The sequence below is a fragment of the Agrobacterium pusense genome (genome assembly GCF_013285525.1).
GTDB classification, from domain to species: Bacteria; Pseudomonadota; Alphaproteobacteria; order Rhizobiales; family Rhizobiaceae; genus Agrobacterium; species Agrobacterium pusense.
In genome coordinates this window covers 665,998-692,706 of record NZ_CP053857.1, presented here as the reverse complement: position 1 = coordinate 692,706, position 26,709 = coordinate 665,998, and the positions used below count along the sequence as shown (strand labels likewise).

The 26,709-nt window shown below is 59.9% G+C and carries 28 protein-coding genes; 11 read left to right on the top strand and 17 right to left on the bottom strand.

Annotation, left to right across the window (positions count from 1 at the left end):
- Positions 1–61: 61 nt before the first annotated feature.
- Both cobT and HQN82_RS16810 read left to right on the top strand, forming a co-directional pair.
- Entirely contained in the window at positions 62–1,966 is a 1,905-nt protein-coding gene (cobT, locus tag HQN82_RS16815) for a cobaltochelatase subunit CobT (protein ID WP_173615306.1), read from the top strand.
- 37 nt (positions 1,967–2,003) lie between these two features.
- Positions 2,004–2,981, top strand: a complete 978-nt coding sequence (locus HQN82_RS16810) for an esterase-like activity of phytase family protein (RefSeq protein WP_173615995.1) — start codon at positions 2,004–2,006, stop codon at positions 2,979–2,981.
- 2 nt (positions 2,982–2,983) lie between these two features.
- Here the strand turns inward: HQN82_RS16810 and HQN82_RS16805 are convergent, their stop codons facing one another.
- The 3 genes from HQN82_RS16805 to rpmB all read right to left on the bottom strand — a co-directional run bounded on the left by HQN82_RS16805 (position 2,984) and on the right by rpmB (position 4,453).
- Positions 2,984–3,319, bottom strand: a complete 336-nt coding sequence (locus HQN82_RS16805; RefSeq protein WP_006697146.1) for a pentapeptide repeat-containing protein — start codon at positions 3,317–3,319, stop codon at positions 2,984–2,986.
- 89 nt (positions 3,320–3,408) lie between these two features.
- Complete coding sequence (locus HQN82_RS16800; RefSeq protein ID WP_173615305.1) at positions 3,409–4,053, bottom strand: queuosine precursor transporter; 645 nt, start codon at positions 4,051–4,053, stop codon at positions 3,409–3,411.
- A 109-nt stretch (positions 4,054–4,162) separates the two neighbouring features.
- Positions 4,163–4,453 carry a 50S ribosomal protein L28 gene (rpmB, locus tag HQN82_RS16795; RefSeq protein ID WP_003509888.1) on the bottom strand — a complete coding sequence of 97 codons (291 nt, stop codon included), beginning with the start codon at positions 4,451–4,453 and terminating at the stop codon, positions 4,163–4,165.
- Positions 4,454–4,706: 253 nt separating this feature from the next.
- Here rpmB and HQN82_RS16790 point away from each other — a divergent pair, with 253 nt between their 5' ends.
- Entirely contained in the window at positions 4,707–5,480 is a 774-nt protein-coding gene (locus tag HQN82_RS16790) for a DUF3108 domain-containing protein (protein WP_173615304.1), read from the top strand.
- Positions 5,481–5,685: 205 nt separating this feature from the next.
- Here HQN82_RS16790 and HQN82_RS16785 read toward each other — a convergent pair whose 3' ends face one another.
- Positions 5,686–6,126, bottom strand: coding sequence for a cupin domain-containing protein (locus HQN82_RS16785; RefSeq protein ID WP_173615303.1), 441 nt, complete (start codon positions 6,124–6,126; stop codon positions 5,686–5,688).
- Complete coding sequence (gloB, locus tag HQN82_RS16780) at positions 6,126–6,896, bottom strand: hydroxyacylglutathione hydrolase (RefSeq protein ID WP_173615302.1); 771 nt, start codon at positions 6,894–6,896, stop codon at positions 6,126–6,128. The genes HQN82_RS16785 and gloB overlap by 1 nt, the downstream gene beginning before the upstream one ends.
- A gap of 119 nt (positions 6,897–7,015) precedes the next feature.
- Between gloB and HQN82_RS16775 the strand changes: the two genes are divergently transcribed.
- The 3 genes from HQN82_RS16775 (at position 7,016) to HQN82_RS16765 (ending at position 9,896) form a co-directional block, all read left to right on the top strand.
- Positions 7,016–7,777 carry a class I SAM-dependent methyltransferase gene (locus tag HQN82_RS16775; RefSeq protein WP_004445660.1) on the top strand — a complete coding sequence of 254 codons (762 nt, stop codon included), beginning with the start codon at positions 7,016–7,018 and terminating at the stop codon, positions 7,775–7,777.
- Between the two features lie 83 nt (positions 7,778–7,860).
- On the top strand, positions 7,861–8,967 hold the full coding sequence (gene hisC / locus HQN82_RS16770) for a histidinol-phosphate transaminase (protein WP_173615301.1): 1,107 nt from the start codon (positions 7,861–7,863) through the stop codon (positions 8,965–8,967).
- The gene (locus HQN82_RS16765) at positions 8,967–9,896 is read left to right on the top strand and encodes a prephenate/arogenate dehydrogenase family protein (RefSeq protein ID WP_173615300.1); all 930 of its coding nucleotides are present in this window, start codon (positions 8,967–8,969) and stop codon (positions 9,894–9,896) included. The genes hisC and HQN82_RS16765 overlap by 1 nt, the downstream gene beginning before the upstream one ends.
- A gap of 177 nt (positions 9,897–10,073) precedes the next feature.
- Here the strand turns inward: HQN82_RS16765 and HQN82_RS16760 are convergent, their stop codons facing one another.
- Positions 10,074–11,075: a DUF2125 domain-containing protein gene (locus HQN82_RS16760; RefSeq protein WP_173615299.1), complete on the bottom strand. Its 1,002-nt coding sequence runs from the start codon at positions 11,073–11,075 to the stop codon at positions 10,074–10,076.
- Positions 11,076–11,124: 49 nt separating this feature from the next.
- Between HQN82_RS16760 and HQN82_RS16755 the strand changes: the two genes are divergently transcribed.
- On the top strand, positions 11,125–11,676 hold the full coding sequence (locus HQN82_RS16755; protein ID WP_173615298.1) for a gamma-glutamylcyclotransferase: 552 nt from the start codon (positions 11,125–11,127) through the stop codon (positions 11,674–11,676).
- Here HQN82_RS16755 and HQN82_RS16750 read toward each other — a convergent pair.
- From HQN82_RS16750 to ftsE, 4 genes are all read right to left on the bottom strand, one after another.
- Positions 11,649–12,446 (bottom strand): lysophospholipid acyltransferase family protein, encoded by a 798-nt coding sequence (locus HQN82_RS16750; RefSeq protein WP_173615297.1) that lies wholly within the window; start codon positions 12,444–12,446, stop codon positions 11,649–11,651. The two genes, HQN82_RS16755 and HQN82_RS16750, sit on opposite strands and share 28 nt — an antisense overlap.
- A 114-nt stretch (positions 12,447–12,560) precedes the next feature.
- Positions 12,561–13,292: a YdcF family protein gene (locus HQN82_RS16745; protein WP_035209126.1), complete on the bottom strand. Its 732-nt coding sequence runs from the start codon at positions 13,290–13,292 to the stop codon at positions 12,561–12,563.
- A gap of 111 nt (positions 13,293–13,403) precedes the next feature.
- The gene (locus tag HQN82_RS16740; protein ID WP_004445649.1) at positions 13,404–14,411 is read right to left on the bottom strand and encodes a cell division protein FtsX; all 1,008 of its coding nucleotides are present in this window, start codon (positions 14,409–14,411) and stop codon (positions 13,404–13,406) included.
- Positions 14,404–15,063, bottom strand: coding sequence for a cell division ATP-binding protein FtsE (ftsE, locus tag HQN82_RS16735; protein WP_173615296.1), 660 nt, complete (start codon positions 15,061–15,063; stop codon positions 14,404–14,406). Before ftsE ends, HQN82_RS16740 begins: the two co-directional genes overlap by 8 nt.
- A 197-nt stretch (positions 15,064–15,260) precedes the next feature.
- Between ftsE and HQN82_RS16730 the strand changes: the two genes are divergently transcribed.
- The 3 genes from HQN82_RS16730 to HQN82_RS16720 all read left to right on the top strand — a co-directional run bounded on the left by HQN82_RS16730 (position 15,261) and on the right by HQN82_RS16720 (position 17,045).
- Positions 15,261–15,932 carry a DUF3426 domain-containing protein gene (locus HQN82_RS16730; RefSeq protein WP_173615295.1) on the top strand — a complete coding sequence of 224 codons (672 nt, stop codon included), beginning with the start codon at positions 15,261–15,263 and terminating at the stop codon, positions 15,930–15,932.
- 68 nt (positions 15,933–16,000) lie between these two features.
- Positions 16,001–16,543 carry a hypoxanthine phosphoribosyltransferase gene (hpt, locus tag HQN82_RS16725; RefSeq protein ID WP_173615294.1) on the top strand — a complete coding sequence of 181 codons (543 nt, stop codon included), beginning with the start codon at positions 16,001–16,003 and terminating at the stop codon, positions 16,541–16,543.
- A 142-nt stretch (positions 16,544–16,685) separates the two neighbouring features.
- Positions 16,686–17,045, top strand: a complete 360-nt coding sequence (locus HQN82_RS16720) for a response regulator (RefSeq protein ID WP_004445642.1) — start codon at positions 16,686–16,688, stop codon at positions 17,043–17,045.
- A 257-nt stretch (positions 17,046–17,302) separates the two neighbouring features.
- Here the strand turns inward: HQN82_RS16720 and HQN82_RS16715 are convergent, their stop codons facing one another.
- From HQN82_RS16715 to argH, 4 genes are all read right to left on the bottom strand, one after another.
- Positions 17,303–19,999, bottom strand: coding sequence for a TIGR02302 family protein (locus tag HQN82_RS16715; protein ID WP_173615293.1), 2,697 nt, complete (start codon positions 19,997–19,999; stop codon positions 17,303–17,305).
- Positions 20,000–20,165: 166 nt separating this feature from the next.
- Positions 20,166–21,434 carry a diaminopimelate decarboxylase gene (lysA, locus tag HQN82_RS16710; protein WP_035209120.1) on the bottom strand — a complete coding sequence of 423 codons (1,269 nt, stop codon included), beginning with the start codon at positions 21,432–21,434 and terminating at the stop codon, positions 20,166–20,168.
- A gap of 13 nt (positions 21,435–21,447) precedes the next feature.
- A complete protein-coding gene (gene lptM / locus HQN82_RS16705) occupies positions 21,448–21,651 on the bottom strand; it encodes an LPS translocon maturation chaperone LptM (RefSeq protein WP_004445637.1) in 204 nt (67 codons plus the stop codon).
- A 94-nt stretch (positions 21,652–21,745) separates the two neighbouring features.
- Positions 21,746–23,146, bottom strand: a complete 1,401-nt coding sequence (gene argH, locus HQN82_RS16700) for an argininosuccinate lyase (RefSeq protein WP_173615292.1) — start codon at positions 23,144–23,146, stop codon at positions 21,746–21,748.
- Positions 23,147–23,168: 22 nt separating this feature from the next.
- Between argH and tlpA the strand changes: the two genes are divergently transcribed.
- On the top strand, positions 23,169–23,837 hold the full coding sequence (tlpA, locus tag HQN82_RS16695; protein WP_173615291.1) for a thiol:disulfide interchange protein TlpA: 669 nt from the start codon (positions 23,169–23,171) through the stop codon (positions 23,835–23,837).
- 53 nt (positions 23,838–23,890) lie between these two features.
- On the opposite strand, the gene HQN82_RS16690 is transcribed toward tlpA, so the two are convergent.
- The 3 genes from HQN82_RS16690 to HQN82_RS16680 form a co-directional block, all read right to left on the bottom strand.
- The gene (locus HQN82_RS16690) at positions 23,891–24,772 is read right to left on the bottom strand and encodes a 3-hydroxybutyryl-CoA dehydrogenase (protein ID WP_004445632.1); all 882 of its coding nucleotides are present in this window, start codon (positions 24,770–24,772) and stop codon (positions 23,891–23,893) included.
- A 114-nt stretch (positions 24,773–24,886) separates the two neighbouring features.
- Positions 24,887–25,816, bottom strand: a complete 930-nt coding sequence (locus tag HQN82_RS16685; RefSeq protein WP_173615290.1) for an electron transfer flavoprotein subunit alpha/FixB family protein — start codon at positions 25,814–25,816, stop codon at positions 24,887–24,889.
- Between the two features lie 25 nt (positions 25,817–25,841).
- Positions 25,842–26,588 carry an electron transfer flavoprotein subunit beta/FixA family protein gene (locus HQN82_RS16680; RefSeq protein ID WP_022563006.1) on the bottom strand — a complete coding sequence of 249 codons (747 nt, stop codon included), beginning with the start codon at positions 26,586–26,588 and terminating at the stop codon, positions 25,842–25,844.
- Positions 26,589–26,709 lie beyond the last annotated feature (121 nt).

Here is a 26,709-nt window from a genome sequence, read left to right as displayed (position 1 = left end):
CGGCGGATCGCGCATCCAGAGATGCGTGGGCCGTAGGCGTCGACAATCGACAGGAAAGACAATGGCAGCGCGCGGCGACAATTCCAGAGCGAAATCGGGTACGGCGGTCGATACGGAACCGTTGCGTCAGGCGATTGCCGGATGCGTGCGATCCGTCGCTGGCGATGCCGAAGTCGAAGTCGTTTTCGCCAATGAACGGCCGGGTCTTGCCGGCGAGCGCATGCGCCTGCCGGAAATTTCCAAGAAGCCCACCGCGCAGGAAATCGCGATAACCCGCGGCCTCGGCGATTCCATGGCGCTGCGTCTCGCCTGTCACGATGCGGATACCCATGCGGTGATGTCTCCGCAGGGCGCTGAAGCGCGGTTGATCTTCGATGCGGTGGAGCAGGCGCGCGTTGAATCGATCGGTGCGCTGCGCATGCCGGGCATGGCTTCCAATATCCATGCCATGAACACGGAAAAATACGCCAAGGCGAATTTTGCCGGTATTACAAAACAGGATGATGCTCCTCTTGCCGAAGCCGTTTCGCTGTTGGTGCGCGAGAAGCTGACAGGCGAAAAGCCGCCGGAAAGTGCCGGCAAGGTTCTCGACCTCTGGCGCGACTTCATCGAGGACAAGGCTGCCGGCGACCTGAACGATCTTTCCAAGGTGATCGGCGACCAGAAGGCGTTTTCGCGTCTGGTGCGCAAGATGCTGACCTCCATGCAGATGGCGGAGGATTTCGGCGACGAGGATAACGAGCCGGAAAGTCAGGAAGCGGAATCCAACGAGGACCAGCCGCGCACCAACGAGACCGAAGAAGAGCAGGTCGAGGAAGAGGCCGGCTCCGACGCGACGCCCGCCGATGAGAACGAGGCCTCGCAGGAGGAAATGGAAGAAGGCGAGATGGACGGCGCCGAGATGTCGGACGAGGAAATGTCCGACGATCTCGACGAGGATTCCGAAACGCCCGGCGAGACCCGCCGTCCCAACAGCCCCTTCGATGATTTCAACGAGAAAGTCGATTACCGCATCTTCACGCAGGAATTCGACGAGGAAATCCACGCCGAGGAACTGTGCGACGAGGCCGAGCTTGACCGTCTGCGCGCCTTCCTCGACAAGCAGCTTGCTCATCTGCAGGGCGCTGTGGGGCGCTTGGCGAACCGTCTGCAGCGCCGCCTGATGGCGCAGCAGAACCGTTCCTGGGATTTCGATCTGGAAGAGGGTTATCTCGATCCGGCCCGCCTCGTCAGGCTCATCATCGATCCCATGCAGCCGCTCTCCTTCAAGAAGGAACGCGACACCAAATTCCGCGATACCGTGGTTTCGCTGGTCATCGACAATTCCGGTTCGATGCGCGGCCGTCCGATCACGGTTGCCGCCACCTGCGCCGATATTCTGGCGCGTACCCTGGAGCGCTCCGGTGTAAAGGTGGAAATTCTGGGCTTCACCACCAAGGCATGGAAGGGCGGGCAATCGCGTGAGCAATGGCTCGCCAGCGGCAAGCCGGCTTCGCCGGGCCGCCTTAACGATCTGCGCCATATCATCTACAAGTCGGCGGATGCGCCGTGGCGGCGCGCACGCCGCAATCTCGGCCTGATGATGCGCGAAGGCTTGCTCAAGGAAAACATCGACGGCGAGGCGCTGATGTGGGCGCATAATCGCCTGATCGGCCGCCCCGAGCAGCGCAAGATCATGATGATGATCTCTGATGGTGCGCCGGTGGACGATTCAACCCTGTCGGTCAATCCGGGCAACTATCTGGAGCGGCACCTGCGCGCCGTTATCGAGCAGATCGAAACGCGTTCGCCGGTGGAGCTGCTGGCAATCGGTATCGGTCATGACGTGACACGTTATTACCGCCGCGCGGTCACCATTGTGGATGCGGACGAGCTGGCTGGCGCAATGACCGAACAGCTCGCGGCGCTCTTTGAAGATACGAGCGGCGCTGCCGGTTCGTCCCGCAGGGTCCGTCGTGCGGGATAAGCAGGGCGGGGCGTCCTCCGCCCGCAAAACGCTCTTGATGGCCGCCATTCTGGCGGCCGTATCGCTTTGTCCGGTTTCCATTGGCGCGTCCGCCATCGATGTGCCGGTCAGCGTCCGTCAGCTCTCCGGTTTCGAGGTCGGCACCAGCGAAAAACGTTTCGGCAAGCTGGAATTCATTGGCGGCATGGTGATGAGTGCGCCGGAAAAGTTGTTCGGCGCTATCTCCTCCATTCGGTTCCGCCCCAACGGGGAAGACTTCGTTGCGGTGCTGGATACCGGCCACTGGCTGACCGGTAGGGTCACACGTGACGCTGTCGGGGCGCTGTCTGGTCTTGCTGAAGTCCGTATTACCCCGATGCTGGACATGAACGGCCTCGAACCGCCGCGTAAGATGGAGATGGATGCGGAAGGGCTGTCGCTGCGCGGCGGCAGGGTTTACGTCAGTTACGAGCAACGCCACAGGATCGGTGTCTATCCCGATCCGGGCTTTGCCACCTCAAAGCCACTTGGCCGTCTGCCGCATCTCATTCCCAATAATGAGCTGCGCCACAATGGCGGCATGGAGGCGCTCGCGGTCTCGCCAGCCGATTCGCCGCTCGCCGGTGCTCTCGTCGTCGTTGCGGAGAAAAGCATTGATGCGGACGGCAATCTTCTCGCCGCGATCCTTGAGGGGCCGCTGAAAGGCACATTTGCGGTTACCCACCATCCCTCGTTCGACGTGACTGATGGCGCATTCCTGCCCAATGGCGACCTGTTGCTGCTCGAGCGCCGCTTCAATTTTGCCGAAGGCGTCGGCATGCGCATCCGCCGCATACATGGTGCTGATATCCGGCCGGGCGCGGTGGTGGATGGTGAAATCCTCATGGAAGCCGGCATGGCCTACCAGATCGACAATATGGAAGGCATGGATGTAGTGAAGGGGCCGGATGGTTCGACGCGGCTCGTCATCGTTTCCGATGACAATCACTCGTTCCTCCAGCGCAACCTGATGCTGGAATTCAGACTAGTGGAGTAAAATCAAGTCTGCTGTTGTGCCGCCTTGTAGGCAGCCATCAGATCCTCGACGGGAATGCCGTCGATCTTCATGCCGGTCATCCGGCATGACGTTATCTGCGCACCGGACAGGTTGGAGTTGCTCAGTTTCAGACCGGAAAAATTGACGTCATCGATCGACCAGCCGGACATGTTGTTATCCGTGAACGACGCACCTGACAAATTAATATTGTTGAAGCTCGCACCGGAAAGATTGACGTTGTCGAAGACCGTGCCGGATAGATTGACGTCATTGAAGGTTGAGCCCGAAAGCGTAGCGCTGGCAGCCTCTACAATGTCGATAACGTCCTTGATCTGCATGTCTAGCTGCCTCCGCGCTGTGCCACGGACGACAGACTGCAATGCTGATGGCTGGCTTGCAAGCGCGATTTGATCCGCGCTTGACGTTCTTAAACGCGGCCGGTTTTGACGGCGCCCGGCATGGGCTTCAGCGTGTTCATCAGCGCGCCGTAAGGCAGGAGCATGACAAGGCCGACGAGAACCTTCACCGAAAGATCACCCAGTGCCCAGGAAATCCAACGGGGCGCTTCCACGGCGAAGACACCGAGGATGGGAGCGTTTTCGATGGCGAAGGCATCGTTGGGGCCAAGGAAGGAGAAGCTTGCCGCAAAGGCGATGGAGAAGAAGAGGGCCGTATCCAGCACCGAACCCAGCATGGAGCCGGCCAGCGGCGCATGCCACCAGCGCTGGCGGCGCAGGCGGTTGAACACGGAAATATCCAGCAGCTGGCCAATCAGATAGGCGGTGCCGGAAGCGACCGCAATGCGTGGAATGGACGTCCAGAAAGACAGCGTGACCCCGACGACGAAGCCAGCAAGCACGACGCGGCGCGCGATGGATGGGCCAAACTGTCGGTTCGTCAGGTCCGTGACAAGGAAGGCGATTGGATAGGTGAAGGCACCCCAGGTCAGTAGGTCGCCGAGATTGATGCCGAACAGCGAACCGGAAAGCGGATATTGCACCAGAATATTGGACGCAACGACCACGAGGGTCATCAGCACGACGTAGATAAGCGTATAGCGCAGGTAGAGCATTTTTTTATCCTGGGTGATGCCACCAGTTGGAACCGGATTAAACAAGCAAAAGGCTTGAGCGGCCAAAGCCAGTCAAGCCTTCCGAATGCCGATGATGTTGAAACCGCTATTAAGCAGCTTCAGCCGTCTTCTTGGCGATCTGGCGGCGCAGGAGACGAGCGCGCATGCTCAGTTCGTTTTCGCCGGACTTCAGAAGGAAGGCATCGAGGCCGCCACGGTGTTCAACCGAGCGCAGAGCGGCTGCGGAAACACGCAGGCGGAAACGCTGGCCGAGAGCATCGGAGATCAACGTGACCTGGCAAAGGTTCGGAAGGAACCGGCGCTTGGTCTTGTTGTTGGCGTGGCTGACGTTGTTGCCCGTCTGGACGCCCTTGCCGGTCAATTCGCATACACGGGACATGGGTACACCTATTTCGTTTCGTCTGTTTCACCACTGGCTCGCCACCGGCAAAAACCGGGGTGGCAATCCAACTGGCCATGATTGGAAAGTTGCGGTTCTATAGTCAGACGAGACTTAACAGTCAAGCCGCTCGCGAGCAAATGAAAGGAAATTCCGGTGTTTTCAACCGGCATCCGCTTTTTTATTGCCACAAGTCGGCGTATATCATCGCCCGATAAGGCCGCTTCCGCGCCTCTTTTAAGGTGATATCGAAATGATTGCCAGAGGAAAAAGCATTTTCATGGCCGCGACAATGGCGTTAGCGGGCGTCTCCCCCTCGCTGGCTGCCGAAGCGCGCCACACAAGCGAATACAGCATCAATCTCGGCATTTTGCCGATTGCCAAAGCGAGTTTTTCGACTCGCATGGATGGACCAAATTATTCGATCTCCGGGTCCTTCAGTGCAGCCGGTCTTGCCAGCATTCTCAAGGATATTTCCGGCAAGACGACCGTTTCCGGCGCCCGACGTGGCCACCGGCTGCAGGCCAACGAGTATTCGCTGGTCTATAAGGACGGCAAACGCGTGCGCACCTATGACGTTGTCTATCGCAACGGTAATGTCACATCGACGACGGTGAAGCCTGAGCCGAAAGCCCGGCCGGACAACTGGGTGGATGTGAAGGACCGCGACCTGCGCTCGGTTCTCGATCCGATTTCCGGTCTCATCATTCCCGCGGGCGGCCGCATCTGCCCGACTCGTCTGCCAATCTATGATGGCGAGTCGCGACTCGATCTGGTTTTGAGCTCCAGCGGCACCAAGCCGTTCAAGACCAATGGTTTTAATGGCGATGCCATCGTCTGCAAGGCGCGTTATGTGCCGAAGTCGGGTTACCGGCAGGGGCGCAAGGATATCGAATATCTGAAATCCATTTCGATGGAGATCTGGTTCGCCAAGTCGAACAACATGGATGTCTATGCGCCTGTTTATGCGATCATCCCGACGCGGGTGGGACAGGTCTACATCACCGCCACGAAATACGGCGGCTGACTAAGGCCGATGGTAGTGTAAGAAAAGCAGAAGTTGCGGCGTATTTCTTCTCCCCGCCGGAGAAGGTGGCCCGAAGGGTCGGATGAGGGGGCAATGCCAGTAATATGCGGAGAACTTGCCCCCTCATCCCGCTGCCGCGGACTTCTCCCCGGCGGGGAGAAGAAACAAGTGGCATCCGCTCACCCCACCGACATAACTCAGGGAGTTACGGCGCATCACCCGGCGACCAGCCGGGGTCTGCCATAACGAAGCTCGAAAAGGCAAAGCCCGGCGAGACGGTGCAGCCGACGAGGGTATAATCACCCAGGCTTTCGGCCGACTGCCAGCAATTGGCGGGAACGATGACCTGCGGTCGCTCGCCTTCCAGAATGGCAGGGCCGAGCGTGAAGGTCTGCACTTCCCGACCATCCTGCGAAAGATGCAGCGCGATCGGCGCGCCGGCATAATGGTGCCAGACTTCCACCGCATCGGTTACCCGATGCCAGTGCGAGCGATCGCCTTTTTCCAGGAGATAATAGATGGCCGTCGAATGACCGCGATCGCCGCCGGCCTTGTCACGGAAAGTCTGGTGGTAAAAACCGCCCTCGGGATGCGGCTCCAGCCCCAGTTCACGAATGATCGCCTGCGCAGATATATCCGTTCCCATCAGAAATTATCCTTGCGCGCGCGGATTTCCGCGAAGACGTCGGCATCGGTGGCGCTTTCTAGACCAAGATTTTTGCGAATGCCGGTATCCGCCACCCGCATATAAGGGTTGGTCTGTTTTTCGAGCCCGATGGTGGTGGGAATGGTGAATTCATTCGCCTGCCGTGCCTTTTCCACCTTTTCCGCGCGGTCACGCAGCGCGGCATTGTCGGGGTCGACGGTGAGGGCAAAGCGGGCATTGCTCAGCGTGTATTCATGGCCGAAATAGACCTTGGTCTCATCCGGCAAAGCCATCAGCTTCTGGAAGGAATGCCACATATCCGCCGCCGGGCGTTCGAAAAGGCGGCCGCAGCCCATGGCAAAAAGCGTATCAGCGGCAAACAGCAGCCCGTCATCCGGCATATAATAACAGATATGCCCCGCCGTATGGCCGGGTGTGGCGATGATCTGAACGCGGCGGCCGGCGAATTCGAATTCGTCACCGTCGGCCTGCGAGCGGTCGAGCCCCGGTATGGCCACGGCCTCATCGTAAGGGCCGTAAATTTCGCACTGAAACTTGTCTTTCAGCGCAAGATTGGCTTCCACATGGTCCTGATGGTGATGCGTGGTGAAAATATGGGTGAGCTTCCAGCCGTGGCCGTCGAGAGCGTGCAGGATAGGGCCTTCTTCCGGCGCGTCGATGGCGGCAGTCGCCCCGCTTTCGGGGTCGTGCAACAGAACCCCGAAATTGTCGCTGCGGCAAAGAAAGACGTCTATTTCCAAAGGTTTCATCGTATCCTCTCCATTTGCCGGCCCAAACCGGCGCATTCGCCTGCCTGACTTTCCCAACTGACTTCCAATGTAAGGGCAGACGCCTTGAAGTCCAACCGCCTGATGCTACATTCTCACCCATGAATACCGATATCGTCGATCTGCGCGAATTCTATCATTCTCCGCTTGGCCGCTCGGCCGAGCAGGCGATCACCATGGCGCTTTCGACGCTGTGGCCTCCCTTGCCGGAAGAGCGGCTGGTGGGCCTCGGTTATGCCGTGCCGTTTCTGGACCGGTTCCGCCGCGATACGGAGCGCACCTTCGCCTTCATGCCGGCCGGGCAGGGGGCGGTGAACTGGCCGGCGGGAGAGCTTTCCTCCACCGCGCTGGTGTTCGATGAGGAATTGCCGCTGCCCGATTCGTCGATAGACCGGGTTCTCATGGTGCATGCGCTGGAATTTGCCGAAAATCCGCGGGAAAGCCTCAAGGAACTATGGCGGGTACTGGCGCCAGGCGGCCGCCTGGTCATCGTGGTGCCGAACCGCCGCGGCGTCTGGGCGCGCATGGAACACACGCCTTTCGGTTCCGGCCGGCCCTATTCGCGCGGGCAGCTGACGGCGCTGTTGCGCGAAACCAATTTCACGCCGGGCGCCACCGCCGAGGCGCTGTTCTTTCCGCCCACTACAAGCCGGCCGGTGCTAAAATTCCGCCGTTACCTCGAACATACCGGTCGTCGTCTTTGGCCGCTGTTTTCCGGCGTCATCGTGGTGGAAGCGCAGAAGCGCCTCTATCAAGGGTTGCCGGTAACCCAACGTGCCTCGCGCCGGGTTTTCGTTCCGGTACTCGCGCCACAGGGTGTGCCCACCACCCGCGCGGCCGCAAGCCAGGGAAAGCCGCGCTGACCCTCGACAAAGCGGCCATTCCGGTCTAATGCCTCCGGCATTGCTGTTGCCGGGTTCTCCGGCGCTTTCCAAAGGTCGATCAAATGAGTGCAGAGCTTAGCCAACCTGTTCCGCGTCCGGGTATTCTGGATATCGCCGCTTATGTTCCGGGCAAGGAACATGTGGATGGCGTTGCGAAGGTTTATAAGCTCTCCTCCAATGAAACGCCGCTTGGGCCGAGCCCGAAAGCCATCGAGGCTTTCGGTACGGCGGCCAGCCATCTGGAAATCTATCCGGACGGGCAGGCGATTGCGCTGCGGCAGGCCATTGCCGACGTACATGGCCTTAACATCGCAAATATCCTGTGCGGCAATGGCTCGGACGAGCTTCTCGGCCTGCTTTGCCACGTCTATCTGGGTGCGGGCGATGAGGCGATCATCACTGAACACGGTTTTCTCGTCTACAAGATCCAGATCATGGGCGCGGGCGCGACACCGGTGACGGTGAAGGAAAAGGATTGCGCTGTCGATGTGGATGCGATCCTCGCCGCCGTGACGCTGAAGACGAAGATGGTGTTCATCGCCAATCCCGGCAATCCCACCGGCACCTATGTTCCGGTTGCGGAAATTCGCCGCCTGCAGGCCGCCCTGCCGAAACATGTTCTGCTGGTGCTGGATGCGGCCTATGCCGAATATGTGCGCAAGAACGACTACGAGGCCGGGCTGGAGCTGGTTTCCGGCAACCGCAACGTGGTGATGACCCGCACCTTCTCGAAGGTCTATGGCCTCGCTGCTCTGCGGGTTGGCTGGATGTATGGTCCGGCCGCCATCGTCGACGCGCTGAACCGTGTGCGCGGGCCGTTCAACATGAGCGCGCCGGCCATCGCAGCGGGTGCCGCTGCCATCCGTGATCAGGCTTTCGTCGAAAAGGCCGTGGCGCACAACGCGGTGTGGATGGAAAAGCTGGTCACGACCTTTACCGGCCTCGGCCTCACCGTCACGCCGTCAGTCACCAACTTCATCCTCATCCATTTCCCGGATCAGGACGGCAAGCGGGCAACGGATGCGGACGAGTTCCTGAGCCGCCGCGGCTACATTCTGCGTGCGGTACGTGGTTACGGTTTCCCCAATGCGCTCAGAATGACCATCGGTTCGGAAGAGGCCAATCTTGGCGTCATCGCTGCTCTCACCGAGTTCATGGGGCAGGCGTGATGACTGAGATCATGTTTGAACGCATCGCGCTGATCGGCATCGGCCTGATCGGCTCGTCAATTGCCCGTGATATCAAAGAACTGGGGCTTGCCCGCCATGTGACTATTTCCACCCGCAGCGAAGATACGCTGAAACGGGCGGAAGAACTGGCGCTTGGCACGGATTATACCGTCTCGGCGGCGGAAGCGGTGAAGGATGCCGATCTCGTCATCGTTTCCGTGCCTGTCGGCGCGTCTGAAAGCGTGGCGCGGCAGATCGCACCGTATCTGAGGCCGGGCGCCATCGTTACCGATGTGGGTTCCACCAAGGCTTCGGTCATCGCACAGATGGCGCCGCATATGCCTGACAACGTGCATTTCATTCCCGGCCACCCGCTGGCAGGTACGGAAAAATCCGGCCCGGATGCGGGTTTTGCCGGCCTCTTCCGCGACCGCTGGTGCATCTTCACGCCGCTGCCGGGCACGGACGCGGCAGCGCTGGAGAAGCTGAAGGATTTCTGGCGGGCGCTCGGTTCGCGCGTGGATGAAATGGATGCCGAGCACCACGACAAGGTTCTGGCCATTGTTTCGCATCTGCCCCACATCATCGCCTATAACATCGTCGGCACGGCGGATGATCTGGAGACGGTGACCGAATCGGAAGTCATCAAATATTCTGCCTCCGGCTTCCGCGACTTCACACGTCTGGCCGCCTCCGATCCTACCATGTGGCGCGACGTCTGCCTGCACAACAAGGACGCCATCCTTGAGATGCTGGCCCGGTTTTCCGAGGACCTCGCCTCCCTGCAAAGGGCGATTCGCTGGGGAGAGGGCGACAAGCTGTTCGAGCTGTTCTCGCGCACCCGCGCTATTCGTCGCTCCATCGTGCAGGCAGGTCAGGACGTCGATGCGCCCGACTTCGGTCGTCACGCGCTGGATCAGAAGAAGTAGGGCGCCGCTGGCGATAGTCTAGGCCGGATTTGATCCGGCCGTCAAACCGCTGGTAAAGTGTCAAAGCCTTGCTTTCGTCATCCTTGGGCTTGTCCAAGGATCTCAGCACATCAACACAATCGATCGGTTGCAGACCCTCGGGACAAGCCGAGGGTGACGTCGATTACGGGCTAACCCTCAGATCGGCGGAATCTTGCCCAGCGGGATAAAGCCGCTGATCGTGGCGCGGCCGCGGTCCACTACGAGATCGACGGAGGCCCTGTCACCACCGCCGGCGAGTGCGCCGAGCAGCTTGCGCGCCGTGTCGATGGTGGATTGCAGCTGTGGAAACGCCTGCTTGGCATTGTCAGACCACGCGCCGAGCTTTTCGATCTCCAGCTTGAACTTGCCGGAGAGATAACCCTCGTTATCGAAGGAGAAGGGGCCGCTGATGCGCATGACACGGCCTTCACCGATATCGGCGACCAGCCGGCGAAGCTCGCCGCTTGCGCCATAAAGGCCAGCTGTATCGCTGCCATCCACCATGCCCGCTTTGCCGGCGAGCGTGACATCGGCAATGGCGTTGAGGCGTGGAAGAATCTGCGGCCAGTCCTTGATGACGGTCGTGGAGTCCGTGAGCGTGATCGCGCCATCGAGGTCGGCGCCGTTCTGGCGCAGGTGCATCTCCGTCTTGACGGCATCGAAGTCGATGGTCTGGCCGGTGACCGAGGAAACCGCCTGCGCCTTCAGCCCGTCGATGATGAGTGAGCTGCGGTCAATGCCCTTCAGCCTGGTGACGATGCTGGACTGCATGTTCTTCCATTCTGCCGAAATGGTCAGGCCGTGGGCCGAGCGGATTTCCGCAGGCGAATCGAGTTCCCAGACGATATGGCCGGGATTGTAGACCTGTGCCGCCGAGCGCAATTCGCCAAAGGAGGCGGAGACGCCGTTCTGGCTGTCATCCACCGTCACCTTCGAGCAGAAGAGGCCGATGCGGAAGGGATAACCCTTGAAGGCGATATCGCTGCATTCGCCGCTGACGCTGCGGGCCTGCGAGGGGGAAATTACGTTCAGGACAGTCTGCTTCAGCCTGTCGGCGGCGTAAAACCACCCGGCGGTATAAAGTCCGATAACCACGAGGATGGCGATGGCGAGCCAGAGGAATTTTTTGGCCGTGCCGGATTGGCTTGACGCTGCCATATTGATCTCCGATGAACAGACTTCAGGGAATTTTGATTTGGCTTGGGATATGGACGATTTTTGGGTCTTTGGCTACGGTTCGTTGATGTGGAACCCTGGCTTCGCCTTTGAAGAGAGGCAGCAGGCACGATTGCACGGTTATCGGCGCTCGCTCTGCATCAGCTCCAATTTTTACAGAGGCACGGAAGAAAAGCCCGGCCTCGTTCTCGGGCTGGAACGTGGTGGCTCATGTCATGGCGTCGCTTTTCGCGTGCGGGGCAAGGATCATGATCCCGTCATGGCCTATCTGCGCGAGCGCGAACTGGTGACGAACGTCTACAAGGAGCGCGTGGTTTCGATCGCGCTTTCCGACGGCCGGCGCGGCAGCGCCGTGACCTACGTGGCAGATCCCGCACATGAGCAATATATCGGCGGTCTCGGTGTCGCTGAATCGGCCACCATCATTGCGGCTGCAACGGGACGCTCCGGTCCGAACACGGATTACGTCTTCAACACCGTGCAGCATCTGCAGGACATGGGCATACGCGATTCCTTGCTGGAGAGCATCGCTGCCAATGTCGGCGCGCTTGTCGCTCAGCCAGCCGTTGATTCCTTGCCCTGAAGTTCGGCAATCCGCTTCACCGCAGTCGGCGGCAAGGGCAAATGCGGATTGTTGCGCACGGTTTCCAGCAGCAATTCGTCGCTCGCGTTTTCCGTGACATCGATCAGGCGTTTGAAGAACACATCGGGGTCGAGCCCCGGTTCGATGGCGGGCAGGATACGCACCTTGAAATGGCCGGGATAACGCATGGTGGAACGGCGCGGCCAGAACAGGCCCGGATGCATGGCGACGGGAATGACCGGAACCTGAAGGTCACGGTACAGCCTCGCGATGCCGTAACGATATTCAGGCTCCGCACCCGGCGGCCGGCGTGTCCCTTCGGGATAGATGATGAGTTCGCGGCCCGCGGCCATCTCCTCTTTCGCGCGCTCCATCACCTTCAGCATCACCTTGCCGCGTGCGGCGCGGTTGACCGGGATCATCCTCTGTTTCATCGCGTACCAGCCGAACAGCGGGATCCACAAAAGTTCGCGCTTGAGAATATAGACCGGATCCGGAAGGTTGGGCAGCAGCGCATAGGTGTCCCAGAAGGACTGGTGCTTCGGCGCGAAGATGCAGCCAGTCTCTGGAATGTTTTCCAGCCCTTCGATCTCGAAGGTGGTGCCGACGATGGTTTTCATCAGCCAGTGATTGGAGCGCGCCCAGTTCTTCGGGATTTCGTAGGCGATCTTGCGTGGCAGGATAAAATAAATCGGCGTCAGCACGATCATGCGGACAATCAGGTTGAGATAAAACAGCGTATTGAAAAGAAAAGAGCGCAGCTTGAGCATCAACAGCCTTCCCGGGACGCAGCCGTTTCGAAGTCTTTAGCGTTTCGATGCCGGATGCCGATGTCAGACGCCTACACGAAAACAAGGGGCGGCAGCAAGCGTGTTTCTGGATGCTTATGAGGAAGCTGCAGTGACTTTAGGTGCAGTGTGATCGGCAGTGGCCTTGCGCAGGCCATCGCCCTTGCCGAAGCCCGTCAGGTCACGCCCGGCCGCCGCCACGAATTTCAGATATTCATAAAGCATGGTTCTCACCACATCCGGTTCCACGAACCAGTTCGTGCGGGCAAGATCGGCGCTGATGACGGGATAGGCGATGAATTGCGTGTGTGGGCTGGCGCTGCGCAATTCATGAAGGCTGCGATGCATGTGATAATTATTTGTGACGACCACGATGGACGAGTAGTTGTGATCGCGTATCCAGCTCGCCGCCTCATTGGCGTTACCGATCGTATCTATCGCCTTGTAGCCCATGTCCACGCAGCAGGTGAACATGTCGGACGACCCTTGCGTCATCTTGCGTATCTGCGAGCGGGTTGTGGCGGGGTTGACGCCTGAAATCAAAAGCCGTTTGCCCACGCCGTCTCTCAGAAGACCGACCGCCTGTTCGATGCGCTGATAACCGCCAGTGAGCACGATGATGGCATCACCTCTGGCACCCTCGGGCGGGCGCATCGAGGCGACAGAATCGGCAAACCACAGGAAACCACCGGAAAATGCGCCGAGCGCGATGACGCAGAGCAGGATGAGGCCGCGGATAAAACGGCGCAAGGGACCACGCCGCGCCAAAAGCCCCTTTCGGGCCGGTCGCGTCGCTGCCTGATCCTGGTCCGTCCGACTCACAAACATTCCTCCTGATTACTCGCCGATTAAGGCAAGGAACAGGCATTTTTGTCCACCGTCCGCAGGTTACATCCCGTTCGTGACGGTTTCAGTTTTTCCGCTAGATTCATCGTATCATCACGACGCCAGGCCGTCGCTTTTCGACGGATCGGACCGGACACGATCGATATCGTCGATGGTACGGATGACGGTGACGCGTGCGGTGATGGTGGTGAGAAGTGCGATGATGATCATCGTCATCGCAATGCCGAAATAACCGCCAAGGCCGACGGAAAAGGAGCCAAAAAGCGCACTTGCCTGGTCGCTCTGGGGGGTGGCGACCGTGCTCGACTGCCAGAAACCGGCGACGAGGAACACGGCGGCCGCCAGCGCACTGCCCGCCGCCGCGCCCTTGAGGCTGATCTTCAGGAAGTGTTTCTGGAATTCCCGCGCCACGAAGCTGCTCTCCGCGCCGACAAAATGCAGCACCTCAACAATGTGCCGGTTGCCGGAAAGCGCGCCGCGGGTGGCAAATACGACGGTCAGTACCATAGCGGTGAACACGAGAATGAGGACGCCAACGCCGATCATGACAGTGGTTCTTGCCATGGAAACGAGCCGGTCGACCCAGGTGCGATGGTCGTCCAGAAATGCCTGTGGAATCTCGGCCTTCAGCATGTCCCGCATCGCCTGGAAATCGGGCGGATTGTTTTCGTCGATGGTGATGACGACGAGACGCGGTATGGGAAGTTCGGAGAGATCGAGCCCGCTGCCGAGCCACGGCTCCAGCAGGCGCGATGTCGCCGCATCGTCAAGAATGGTGCCATCGCGGGTGCCGACGAAGGTGAGCGCCAGATTGCGCGCCTTGTTCAGCGCTGCATTCATGTCCAGCCCGTCCTCGGGTTTGATCTGGATGGTGATCTCACGGGAAATCTGGCTCTGCCACGTGGCGGCGGTGGCGCGCACCATGGAAACGGCGCCGAGCGTGAGGCAGGCGAGAAAAGCCATGATGGCGATGACCACCATCAGCGCATTGCCCTGAATGTTTGACGGCGGCAGAATGGGTGCCATCGGGCGGATGCGCATGGGCGGACGCTTCGGCTGCGCCGCTTCCGGCTTCAACGGTTTGCGGGTGATCTCATTCATAGATGTCAAGCCGCCCTTCGGTCAGGATCATCCGGCGCGCATCGATCTGGTCCATCAGGCCGAAGTCATGGGTGGCAATAACGACGGCGGTGCCCAGCCGGTTGAGTTCCAGAAACAGGTTGAGAAGGCGCTTGGCCATCGGCGGATCAACATTGCCGGTCGGCTCGTCGGCCAGCAATATTTCCGGCTGGTCCATCAGCGCGCGGGCAATGGCGGCGCGCTGCTTCTCGCCGCCGGAAAGGATCGCTGGCAGCACGTTGACGCGCTCGCCGAGCCCAACCCATTTCAGAAGCTCGATCACGTCATTGCGATAGGCGCTTTCCTCCTTGCCACGCACGCGCAGCGGCAGGGCGACATTCTCATAGGTCGTCAGATGATCAAGCAGCCGGAAATCTTGAAACACGATGCCGACGCGTCGGCGCAACATCGGCAGCTCGCCGCGCGGAATGCGTGACACATCGCGATTGAACATGCGGATATTGCCGCGGGTCGGCTGCAGCGACATCAGTAGCAGGCGCAACAGCGTCGTCTTGCCGGCACCCGAGGGGCCGGTCAGAAACTGGAACGACCCTTTGGGAATATCGAAGGTCATGTCCCTCAGGATTTCGGGTCCCATGCCGTAACGCAACCCGACATTTTCGAAATGGATCAACGGACTTCCAGTCTCTTCGTTTCGTGGTGGTTCGCAAGCCGCTGGGATGAAGCCGGAGGGCGCGGTCTACCCCGGTTCGGGACGCCCGGCGAGCGGTTTTTGCGAAGCATTAACCATTTAAATTTAAAACTTGGCAGGATTCGTTGCAATGCCCAGTTTTGCGGGCCGGAAAACCTCACCCAAGGAATTCTATGGCTATGTTCCGTTCATCTCGCCGGCAAGCGGCATTCGATTTTGACCTCCTGATGCCGGAGACGCCGCTGCGCCGCACGGCGCGGGGGGCAAACCCGACAGTTGACGTGGTAGACGCGGAATTTGTCACCATCAAGGAAAACCGTCCGCGCCAGCCCGGAAACGACAATCGCGGCGCGAGGCCCCTGGACGGTGCAAAGCCACCTGTCACCATCGGTGTGCTCGGCCTCGCCTTCATCGGCTGGCTGGATCGCAGATTATCCCTCCTTTCGGCGGACGCTTATTCCGCGCTGGTGGCGGGGCTCGCCATTCTTGTTTTTGTCTGTTCAGGCGGCCTCTCGGTGGTGGTTCCGGAAAAGACCGCTGTAGCAGCGTCGGTCAGTCCCCTCGCCATTTCCCATGTCACCGTGACGCCGCAGGAGGCGGGCGGTATGGATATCCTGCTTATCAATGGCATCGTGGAGAACAACGGCGGCAAGCTTGAAGAGGTGCCGGCCCTTCGCGCCGACCTTTTTGCCGCCCAGGGACAACTGGTGGCCAGCATGGTCATTGAACCGCCAGTTAAACAGATGCAGCCCGGTTTCAGCCACGGTTTTTCGGCAAAACTGCGCCATCCCGGTGGAAAAACGCCCGAGATCAAGCTTTCCTTCGTTGAGGCGGGTGCGTCCGGACGCTGACTGTGCTAACGCCTGTCTTCTATTTTTACTGAAAGGTAAAATCGGCAAGGCGCAGCACAGGAGTAAGAATGCCCGTCGTCCGTGGAAAAAATATCGAGCCGCTTTATACCGCCGAGCAGATTGCAGATCGCAATCGCGACATGGCCAAGCACATTGCCAGCGGCCCGACCAAGGATCTGCTCGTCATTGCCGTGCTCAAGGGATCGTTCATTTTCGCGGCCGACCTTATCCGCGCGCTGCATGACAGTGGTCTTGCCCCCGAAGTCGAATTCATTACGTTGTCGAGCTATGGCACCGGCACGGTTTCGCAGGGCGTGAGGATCGTCAAGGATATCGACAGCGATGTTAAAGACCGCGACGTCCTGCTGATTGACGACATTCTCGAATCTGGCCGCACGCTGCGCTTCGCCAAGGAACTGCTTTACGAACGTGGCGCTCGCAACGTCACCATCGCCGTGCTTCTCGACAAGAAAGTCAAGCGCAAGGAAGATCTGGAAGCCGATTATGTCGGTTTCGAATGCCCTGACTATTTCGTTGTGGGTTACGGTATGGATGTGGCCTATGCCTTCCGCGAGCTGCCCTTCGTCGGCGTCGTCACCGGCGACGCCTGAGCAGTTTTCCCGTGCCGGAACGGCACAGCGAAGAGACGCCTCATTAACCATTCACCCAGCCAAAGCCTGGGTGTTTACCTATTGAAAAGAGGAGCCTGCGATGTTGCTCACGGCTGGAAATGATGCCCAGGAGCAATGAGTAATGGCGAAGATTCTGATTACCGAAGACGAGGATGCGCTGCGTTCTTTCGTGGCGCGGGCGCTCCGTCTCGACGGTCACGAGACCCATGAGGCGGCAGACGGCGAGCAGGGCCTAGAAAAGCTTCAGGAAACCAGTTTCGATCTTCTTCTTTCGGATATCCGCATGCCGGTCATGGATGGCATCGAGCTGGCGCACCGCGCCGCCGAAAGCTTCCCGGCCATGCGTATTTTGTTGATGACCGGTTACGCCGAGCAGCGCGAACGGGCGGATGATCTGGCGACAAAGATCGTGGACGTGGTTTCCAAACCCTTTGCACTTCCGGATATTCGCAAGGCTGTGGCACGGGCGCTTGCGGCCTGAGTGGTAAGGGCGCAGAGATTTAAAGGGCGGCCGTCGGGCCGCCTTTTTTGTTGGTCAGCCCCCTGGCTCAGCGCAGTTCCCTACCTCCGTCATTCCGGCCTTGAGCCGGAATCCAGCCAGCCCAAGTCCTTGGGCTGAAAGAACTCTTTCCGCCGCGCAGACGCGCGTCAACTGGATGCCGGATCAAGTCCGGCATGACGGAAACTTTAGCTTCTGAAAAAGGATGTAACGAGGCGCACCATTACCTGTGCGGACCCTCACCTGATATCCAGCAACCGCTCGAGATAACGCCGTTCCACCTCACCCGGCGGATTGTTGCCGAGCTTTTCGCGGATGGCGTCAAGAATCTCGCGGGCGCGTTGCACGTCTATTTCGTCAGGCACCTTCACCTGATCGCCAAAGTCAGGGCCGGTGGTGCTGCGCGGACGGCCGAGCGGATCGCGGCCGTTCTGGCCGCCTTGACCGGCCATGCCCTCCTGCCCCTGACCAGGCTGCTGGCCCTGCTGGCGCATGGCCTGCATGATCTGGCCCATCATGTCCTGTGCGCCCTGGCGCAGCGCATTCAGCGCATTGCCCTGGCCCTCGACAGCCTGTTCACCCTGGCTCTTGCCCAACGCCTCACCGGCGCCCTGCATTTCCTGCTGCGCCTTGCCGAAATTTTCGCCCGGCTCCATGCCGAGATCGCGAAGTCCCTGCTGCAATTCGCCGAGCTGCTTGCCGAGGGCATCCTGCTGGGCTCGCAGGTTTTTCAGCGCTTCGCGCAATTGCTCGGCGGTCATCTGGTCAGTCTGCTGCTGTCCGCCCTGTTGGCCATTCTCACCCTGTTGGCCTTGCTGGCCCTGAGGCGGTTGCTGGCCGTTTTCGCCCATCTGCTGGTCGTCGCTTTCGCCGCCCTGCTGCGGATCACCGCGCTGCATCCGGTCGCGCAATGCCTGATCCAGCTTGAAGGTTTCGTCCATCAGCTTCTGTTGCTGCTGCAGGATTTCGCCAAGCTTGTCGATCTGCTGGCGCATCTTGCTGCTCTGCTGCTGGCCTTGCTGCCCCTGACGCTGCGGTCGGCCGGCTTGCAGATTGTTCATCATGCGCTGCAATTGCGAGAGCATTTCCTGCGCGGCATCGCGGTTTCCGGAACGGGCGAGATTCTCGATCTGGTTCATCATGTTTTCCAGATCGCGTTGGCGCAGCACGTTCTGTGCCTGTTGGTTCATGTTGGCTTGCGGCGCATTCTGCATGCGTTGCGCAAGCTCGCTCATGAACTGCTGCATCGCCTCGCGCAGCTCCTGCATGAGCTTGGCCACTTCTTCATCGGAGGCATTGCGCTGAAGCGCCTCGGAAAGGGCGGTCTGTGCATCGCGCAGGCGCCTTTCCGCCTGCGAAAGATCACCATCCTCGATGCCCAGTGCGATCTCCCAGAGGTAATCCGCCGTGTCCTTCAGCATTTCCTCATTATAGGCGAGCCGCATGCGGGTCTGCGCCGATTGCAGCAGGAGATAATGCGTCGTGTTGGGAATGGTCTCTTCCGGACGCATTCCAACCGCCTCGTTATAGGCGATCGCCTTCGGCATCTGGCGTGTGTCGAGCGAAAAAATCTGCCGCTGTTCGGCAATGGAAGCAGCCAGCGGTTCGGAGAAATTGCGGCCCGGCAGCACCATTTCATGCGGAGGGCTGCGGCCGGTCTGGCCTGCACCGTCAGTCGCCACCAGTGTAATACGCACGCGTTTCCCGGCCATCGGATGTTCAGTCAGGTTGCGGCTGGTCAGCCCCTTGATCTCGCGATTGTTCTGCCGCGGCAGATCGAGCTTGAATTCCGGTGACGGGTAAAGCGCTGTCGCGCCTTCGGCAACGCCGATAGGCTCAATAATTGCGTGAGCTTCCTTCAACCCGTAATCATCCTTGGCGGTGAAGCCGATTTCCAGCGCGCCGTTGACGGCGCGGCGCGGCATGTTGTCGAAGGCGATGCTGGGCGGCTGGTCCGGGATGACATTGAACAACCATTGCTCACCATTGGCGGTTATCATGCCGCTTTCGGTGACATCCATCGCGAAGGTGCGCGGTGCCAAGGGCTGATCCGCCAAAGGAGCCTGCGCCGGAACCGCGACATCACCGCTCGCGCTGTCGGCCCGGGTTGTCTCGGGAGCGAGCTTTTGCAGGGCGCCCGCCATTTCCGGTTCGAAGGTCACTTCTTCGCCGCCATCACCACCGGTCATGCGGATCGTCAGCCTGGAGGACTGCGGCACGGAAACCGCGTCGCGGTTGGTCGCGTCACGCCCAGTCAGGAAAATCGGTGCGCGGCCGGTATAAGAGGGCGGCGTAACCCAGGCATCCAGTCGAATATCGGGATTGAGCGGACCCACGGTCGGTTGGCTGCGGAAGGCATCGGCAATCGTGCCTGCGCCGTTGGAAAAGGAAAAACCGAAGGCAGCGGCCAGAAGAAGGGCGGGAACGGCGCGTAGGGCGAGACGGTCATAACGGGCGATATCGGGCTTCGGCAGACCGGCATTCAGTGCGGCGATACGCTCCGCCATGCGGATCTGGTGTTCCTTCCAGAGCGTTCTGGAAAAAGGCGTGTCGAAGGCCGGTTCGTCTTCCTGTACTCCAACAGGTTGGTGTGCAAGACCGTTGCGATCTTCGAGCAGGCGGGAAGCGTCGTTGTCAGTCGGCCATTTCAGCCGCGCGATCGGCAGGAGAGTGGCAATGAAGGCGAACACGAGCACGAAAACGACGCCGAGCCGCAGAAAATCCGGCATGTGCCGGTAAAGGCCGAACCAGGCAAGCGCCAGAAACAGAGCGGCAATAGAGAGCGGCCATAGCGTTTTAGGGGCGATCTTCTCCGAAAGCAGAACGATTTTTGCGAAGAAACGCTTGGCGGCAACCCGGCGGGCAAGGTCCGGCCGCTGCACGAATGCGCCAGTGGAGCGCTTTCTGCCTGTCCTGTCCTCTCCGGCTGTGGTCATCAATCCGTTCTCCCGGTTCTGGCCACGTCAACGCCATTCCCGGAACGGCGAGTTCTCCATATCACAGAGGCAAGGATAACATTCTTTGTGGCGAAGACGAGGGCAGCCAAGCCCTCACCCCCATTTTTTAGGCAGCTTCGCTCAATTGTGATCGGCTGCAAGCGGATCAGTCGAGCCAGGCGGGCACGGAATCGAGGGCGATCAGCTCTTCATAAGTGCCGCGGGGGCGGATGACGTGGAATTTGTCACCCTTGACCAGCACTTCCGGCACCAGCAGGCGGGAATTATAGGTTCCTGCCTGCACCGCACCATAGGCGCCAGCGGAACTGACGGCGATGAGGTCGCCCGGTTGCGGTGCGGCCATCTCACGGTCCAGCGCCAGATAATCGCCGGTTTCGCAGACCGGGCCGACGATATCGGCCTTGATGCGCGGCGTATCCTCTGCCGGTTGCACCACCGGGCGGATGCCGTGATAGGCCTCATACAGTGTCGGACGGATGAGGTCGTTCATCGCGCCGTCAACGATTACAAAGGTCTTTTCGCCGCCATCCTTCACATAGATGACTTCCGTTACCAGAATGCCGGCATTACCGACGATCAGACGGCCGGGCTCGGTGACGATCTTGCAGTCGAGGCTTTTCAACTCGTTCTTGACGATATGCGCATAGGCATCCGGCAGCGGCGGCGGATTGTTGTCGTCGCGGTAGGGAATGCCGAGGCCGCCGCCGATATCGACGTGGCTGATCGCATGGCCATCGCCGCGAAGCGCTTCCACCAGTTCGCGCAGCAGCCGGAAGGCGTCCTCGAAAGGCTGCAACTCGGTGATCTGGCTGCCGATATGCATGTCGATGCCCGTGACTTCGATGCCGGGCAGGGTTGCAGCATGGGCATAGACGGCGCGCGCCCGCTCATAGGAAATGCCGAACTTGTTTTCTTTCTTGCCGGTGGAAATCTTGGCGTGGGTGCGCGCATCCACATCAGGGTTGATGCGAAAGGAGACATGCGCCCGCTTGCCCGCCTTGATGGCGCGCAGATTGAGGACTTCCAGCTCCGGCTCGGATTCGATGTTGAAACAATAAATGCCCACATCCAGCGCATAATCCATTTCCGCAACCGTCTTGCCGACGCCGGAGAACATGATGCGGTTTGCCGGCACGCCAGCAGCCAGAGCGCGACGCAATTCACCGCCGGAGACGACGTCGATGCCAGCGCCGAGCTTTGCCAGCGTCTTCAGCACGGCCTGGTTGGAATTGGCCTTCATGGCATAACAGACCATGGCGTCCACATCGGCAAACGCACCTGAGAACACCTTGTAGTGGCGTTCCAGGGTTGCGGTCGAATAGACGTAGAAGGGCGTGCCGACCGCCTTGGCGATCTCGGGCACGGGCACGTTTTCGGCGTGCAGCACGCCGTCGATATAGCCAAAATGGTTCACGGCTTTTTACCCGTCAGAGAAGCTTGTCGAGAATGAAGGGCCGTTCCGCCGTTGCCGGCTTCGGCTCACTGCCATCGGCGGCGCGCTTGTTGCGCATTTCGACCGGCGTGCTCGGCGGATCGATGTCGCCCTTGCGCCCGCAGGCGCTGAGAGCGAGGCTTACGGCAAGCGTCATGCCGATGGGAACGATGAGTTTGCGCACGGATTTTGAAAGCATGGGCCTGTCCAAAGGAAATATTTGCTTCTCTGATAACGAAAAACAGGGCGCTTGTGCACCCTGTTTCTTGTGATCGCGGCTTAACGCAGATTTATCAGTTGCGTCCGCGCCACCAGGCGATCTGCTTGCGTACCTCCGAAGGAGCCGTGCCGCCGAAGCTTGTGCGACTAGCGACCGATGCTTCCACCGAAAGAACATCGAAAACGCTATCGGTGATGCCGCGGTGGATGGCCTGCAATTCCTCCAGCGAAAGATCGGCGAGATCGCAGCCCTTCTTTTCCGCCAGCGCCACGGCATTGCCGGTCACATGGTGAGCATCGCGGAAGGGCAGTCCCGCTTCGCGCACCAGCCAGTCGGCAAGATCTGTCGCGGTGGAATAACCTGAACCCGCCGCTGCGCGCATGCGGTCCTTGCGTACTTCGAGGTCGCGGATCATGCCGGTCATGGCGGCGATAGCCAGTTCCAGGCTTTCGGCGGAGTCGAAAACCTGTTCCTTGTCTTCCTGCATGTCCTTGGAATAGGCGAGCGGCAGACCCTTCATCACGGTGAGGAGAGCGATCAGCGAGCCGTTGATGCGGCCGGTCTTGGCGCGCACCAGCTCAGCGGCATCAGGGTTCTTCTTCTGCGGCATGATCGACGAGCCTGTGGAAAAGGCGTCCGACAGCCGGATGAAACCAAATTGCGGCGTCGACCAGATGACGATCTCTTCGGCAAGACGCGACAGATGCGTGGCGCAGATGGAGGCGATCGACAGGAACTCCAGTGCGAAATCGCGGTCGGACACGGTGTCGATGGAGTTGCGGGTCGGCTCGCGGAAACCGAGCGCCTTGGCCGTCATGTGGCGATCGATCGGATAGCCGGTGCCGGCAAGGGCAGCCGCACCAATCGGGCTTTCGTCCATGTGCTCGATGGCGTGGCGTACGCGGGCGCGGTCACGGCCGAACATTTCCACATAGGCCATGCAATGATGGCCGAAGGTGACAGGCTGCGCCGTCTGCAAATGCGTGAAGCCGGGCATGACCGTATCGGCGTTTTCCTCGGCGCGGTCGAGGAAGGCAGCGATGAGTGCCGTCAGCATGCCTTCGGTCTTCTGCAATTCTTCCTTGACCCACAGGCGGAAATCGAGCGCCACCTGGTCGTTGCGCGAGCGGGCGGTGTGCAGACGGCCGGCGGCCGGGCCGATGAGGGTGGCAAGCCGCGCCTCGATATTCATGTGAATATCTTCGAGCTTGCGGGAGAATTCGAAGCTGCCGGATTCGATCTCTGACAGGATCGTGTTCAGGCCTTCGGTGATCTTGTCTTTATCTTCAGGCGAAATAATGCCTTTAGATGCCAGCATGGCGGCATGCGCCATAGAGCCGCGGATATCCTGGGCGTAAAGTTTCTTGTCGAAGCCGATGGAGGCATTTATCTCTTCCATGATGGCAGATGGCCCGGAAGCGAAACGCCCGCCCCACATCTGGTTGGAGGATTTCTGATCTGTGCCGTCAGCCATGTGTGATGCCCTGGAGTATTCGATGACAGAGAAAAGGCCGTTCAGGCTTCCTTCCGCCAAATTGGTTGCAATTGCTGCCGTTGCCGGTGTGCTCGCCGGTGCAGGCGCGGTCTGGTTCAGGCATATTGGGTCTGAGAGCCCGGTTCAAGGGGCAGCGGTGGCCGACGCCGGTTTATGTGAAGGTGCGGCGAACCGCATTGCGACGCTGAAACCCTTTCTGAAGGGCCAGGTGGCGGCTATGTCGGCGGCAGACACCCCGCGCGTTATTCCGCTCTCCTTCAAAGGGCCGGAGGGGAAAGATATGAGCCTTGCCGATCTCAAGGGTAAAGCGGTGCTGCTCAATCTCTGGGCGACGTGGTGCGTGCCCTGCCGGGAAGAAATGCCGGCGCTCAACGCGCTGGAGAAGGAAAAGGGCGGTAACGGCTTTGAAGTCGTGGCTGTTAACATCGATACGGGCGGGGATGACAAGCCGAAAGCCTTCATGGACGAATACAAGATCGATTCCCTGAAGCACTATCGCGACAGTTCCATGGGCGTTTTCAACGTTCTCAAAAAGGAAGGCCTCGCCTTTGGCCTGCCGGCAACCCTGCTGCTGGACGAAAACGGTTGCCTGCTCGGCGCCATGAACGGCCCGGCGGCGTGGGATAGCGAAGATGCGAAGGCGCTGATATCGGCCGCAACATCCAGGTAGTTTTGAGCTTCCGGCTTGGGGAGAGATACTCTCCCTCAGCACGAAGTCGACCTTTATCGCGTCGGAACCGGCGTCTCACCCCGATAATCATAAAAACCGCGGCCGGACTTGCGGCCGAGCCAGCCGGCTTCGACATATTTGACCAGCAGCGGGCAGGGGCGGTATTTGCTGTCGGACAGGCCGTCATGCAGCACCTGCATGATCGACAAACAGGTATCGAGGCCGATGAAATCGGCGAGCTGCAGCGGACCCATCGGGTGGTTCGCGCCGAGGCGCATGGCGGTGTCGATGGCTTCCACGGAGCCGACGCCCTCGTAAAGCGTATAGATCGCTTCGTTGATCATCGGCAACAGGATGCGGTTGACGATGAAGGCCGGGAAATCTTCGGCGACGGTGATCGCCTTTTCGAGCGTCCGCACATAGTCCTTGGCCGCATCGAAGGTCTTTTCATTGGTGGCGATGCCGCGCACCAGTTCCACCAGTTTCATGACCGGCACCGGGTTCATGAAGTGGATGCCCATGAACTGTTCCGGACGGTCGGTGGCAGAGGCAAGCCGGGTGATGGAAAGTGAAGACGTGTTGGTGGCGAGAAGTGCCTCCGGCTTCAGGACCGGGCAGATCTGCGCATAGATCTTGCGCTTGATCTCTTCGTTCTCGGTGGCAGCCTCGATGACGAGGTCCATGGGTGCGAGATCGTTGACATCGGTCGAACCGCTGATGAGCGCCAGGGCCTGCTTGCGGGCCTCGTCGGAAAGCTTGCCGTTGGTGACCTGGCGCGCGAGATTGCCGTTGATGGTGGCAAGGCCGGCCTCGATGCCGTCTTTGGAAAGATCGTAGATATGAACCCTGTAGCCGGCAACCGCAGAGACATGTGCGATGCCGCACCCCATCTGACCGGCTCCGATGACACCGATGTTCTTAAAGGGGGCGGTCATATGCTGTTCTCCCATGTGCTGCATGTGCAAATTCGCTGGCGATGTTACGCATATCGCCGAAAAAGAGAAGGCGGCGCGTTCAAAAAACGCGCCGCCTTCATCATCTATTTGAAATCAGAGGGCCTTTTGCAGTTCCGGCAAGGCCTCGAAGAGGTCCGCCACAAGGCCGTAATCGGCAACCTGGAAGATCGGCGCTTCTTCGTCCTTGTTGATGGCGACGATAACCTTGCTGTCCTTCATGCCGGCCAGATGCTGGATGGCACCGGAAATTCCCGCCGCGATGTAAAGCTGTGGGGCAACGACCTTGCCGGTCTGGCCCACCTGCCAGTCATTCGGCGCATAGCCGGCATCGACGGCAGCGCGCGATGCACCAACGGCCGCACCCAGCTTGTCAGCAACAGGAAGGATGACTTCCTTGAATTTTTCTGAAGAACCGAGAGCACGGCCACCCGAGATGATGATCTTGGCGGAGGTCAGTTCCGGACGGTCGGACGAGGCAAGCGCATCGGAAACGAAAGAGGAGACGCCGGGGTTTTCAGCGGCCGTGATCGTCTCGACCGCAGCCGAACCGCCTTCTGCCGCTGCCGCAAAGGCGGTCGGGCGCACGGTGATGACCTTCTTGCCATCGGTTGCCTGAACGGTCTGGATGGCATTGCCGGCATAGATCGGGCGCTTGAAGGTATCCGGGCTGACAACTTCGATGATTTCCGAGACCTGAGCCACGTCGAGAAGCGCAGCAACACGCGGCGTGACGTTCTTTGCCGAGGCGGTCGCAGGAGCGATGATGACGTCATAGGACGGGGCAAGCGAAACGATCAACGCCGCCAGCGGTTCCGCCAGCTGGTTTGCATAGGATGCGTCGTCGGCAAGCAGCACCTTGGAAACGCCGGAGAGTTTTGCTGCGGCGTCGGCAGCGCCCCTGGCGCCGGAGCCGGCGACCAGCACATGGACGTCGCCGCCAATCTGGGTTGCCGCCGTCAGGGTCTTTGCCGTCAGGTCGGAAAGGGTTGCGTTGTCGTGTTCTGCCAGAAGAAGAATGGCCATGAGAATATCTCCCTTTTCCGAAACCTTAGAGGACGCCGTCGGCTTTGAGCTTTTCGACCAGCTCGGCGACTGAGCCAACCTTGATGCCGGCCTTGCGGCCCGCGGGCTCTTCAGTCTTCAACACCTTCAGGCGCGGCGAAACATCGACGCCGAAATCGGCCGGAGCCTTCTTGTCGAGCGGCTTCTTTTTCGCCTTCATGATGTTCGGCAGCGAGGCATAACGCGGCTCGTTCAAACGAAGATCGGTGGTGACGACAGCGGGAAGCTTCAGTTCCACCGTCTGCAGGCCGCCATCGACTTCGCGGGTCACCGCAACCTTGCCGTCGGCAGGCACGACCTTCGAGGCGAAGGTGCCCTGGCCCCAGCCGAGGAGGGCTGCCAGCATCTGGCCGGTCTGGTTCGAATCGTCGTCGATCGCCTGCTTGCCGACAATGACGAGACCGGGCTGCTCAGCCTCGGCCACGCCCTTCAGGAGCTTGGCGACAGCGAGCGGCTCGACCGTTTCATCGGTCTCGATCAGGATGGCGCGATCGGCACCCATCGCAAGCGCGGTGCGCAGCGTTTCTTCCGCCTTGGCAGGTCCGATGGAGACGACGACGACTTCTTCAGCCTTGCCAGCTTCCTTCAGGCGAAGGGCCTCTTCCACCGAGATTTCGTCGAACGGGTTCATCGACATCTTCACATTGGCAAGCTCAACGCCAGAACCATCCGCCTTCACGCGGATCTTCACGTTGTAATCGACGACTCGTTTAACGGGGACAAGGATTTTCATCGGCGGCTTTCCTCAAATGTCCGCTTGGCAATGCCGAGCGGACCTCCAAAAACAGGTTGGCGACATGGATAAGCATTTTTCCCGCAATTACAACGGAGCAATCTTCATTATCGCATGCACA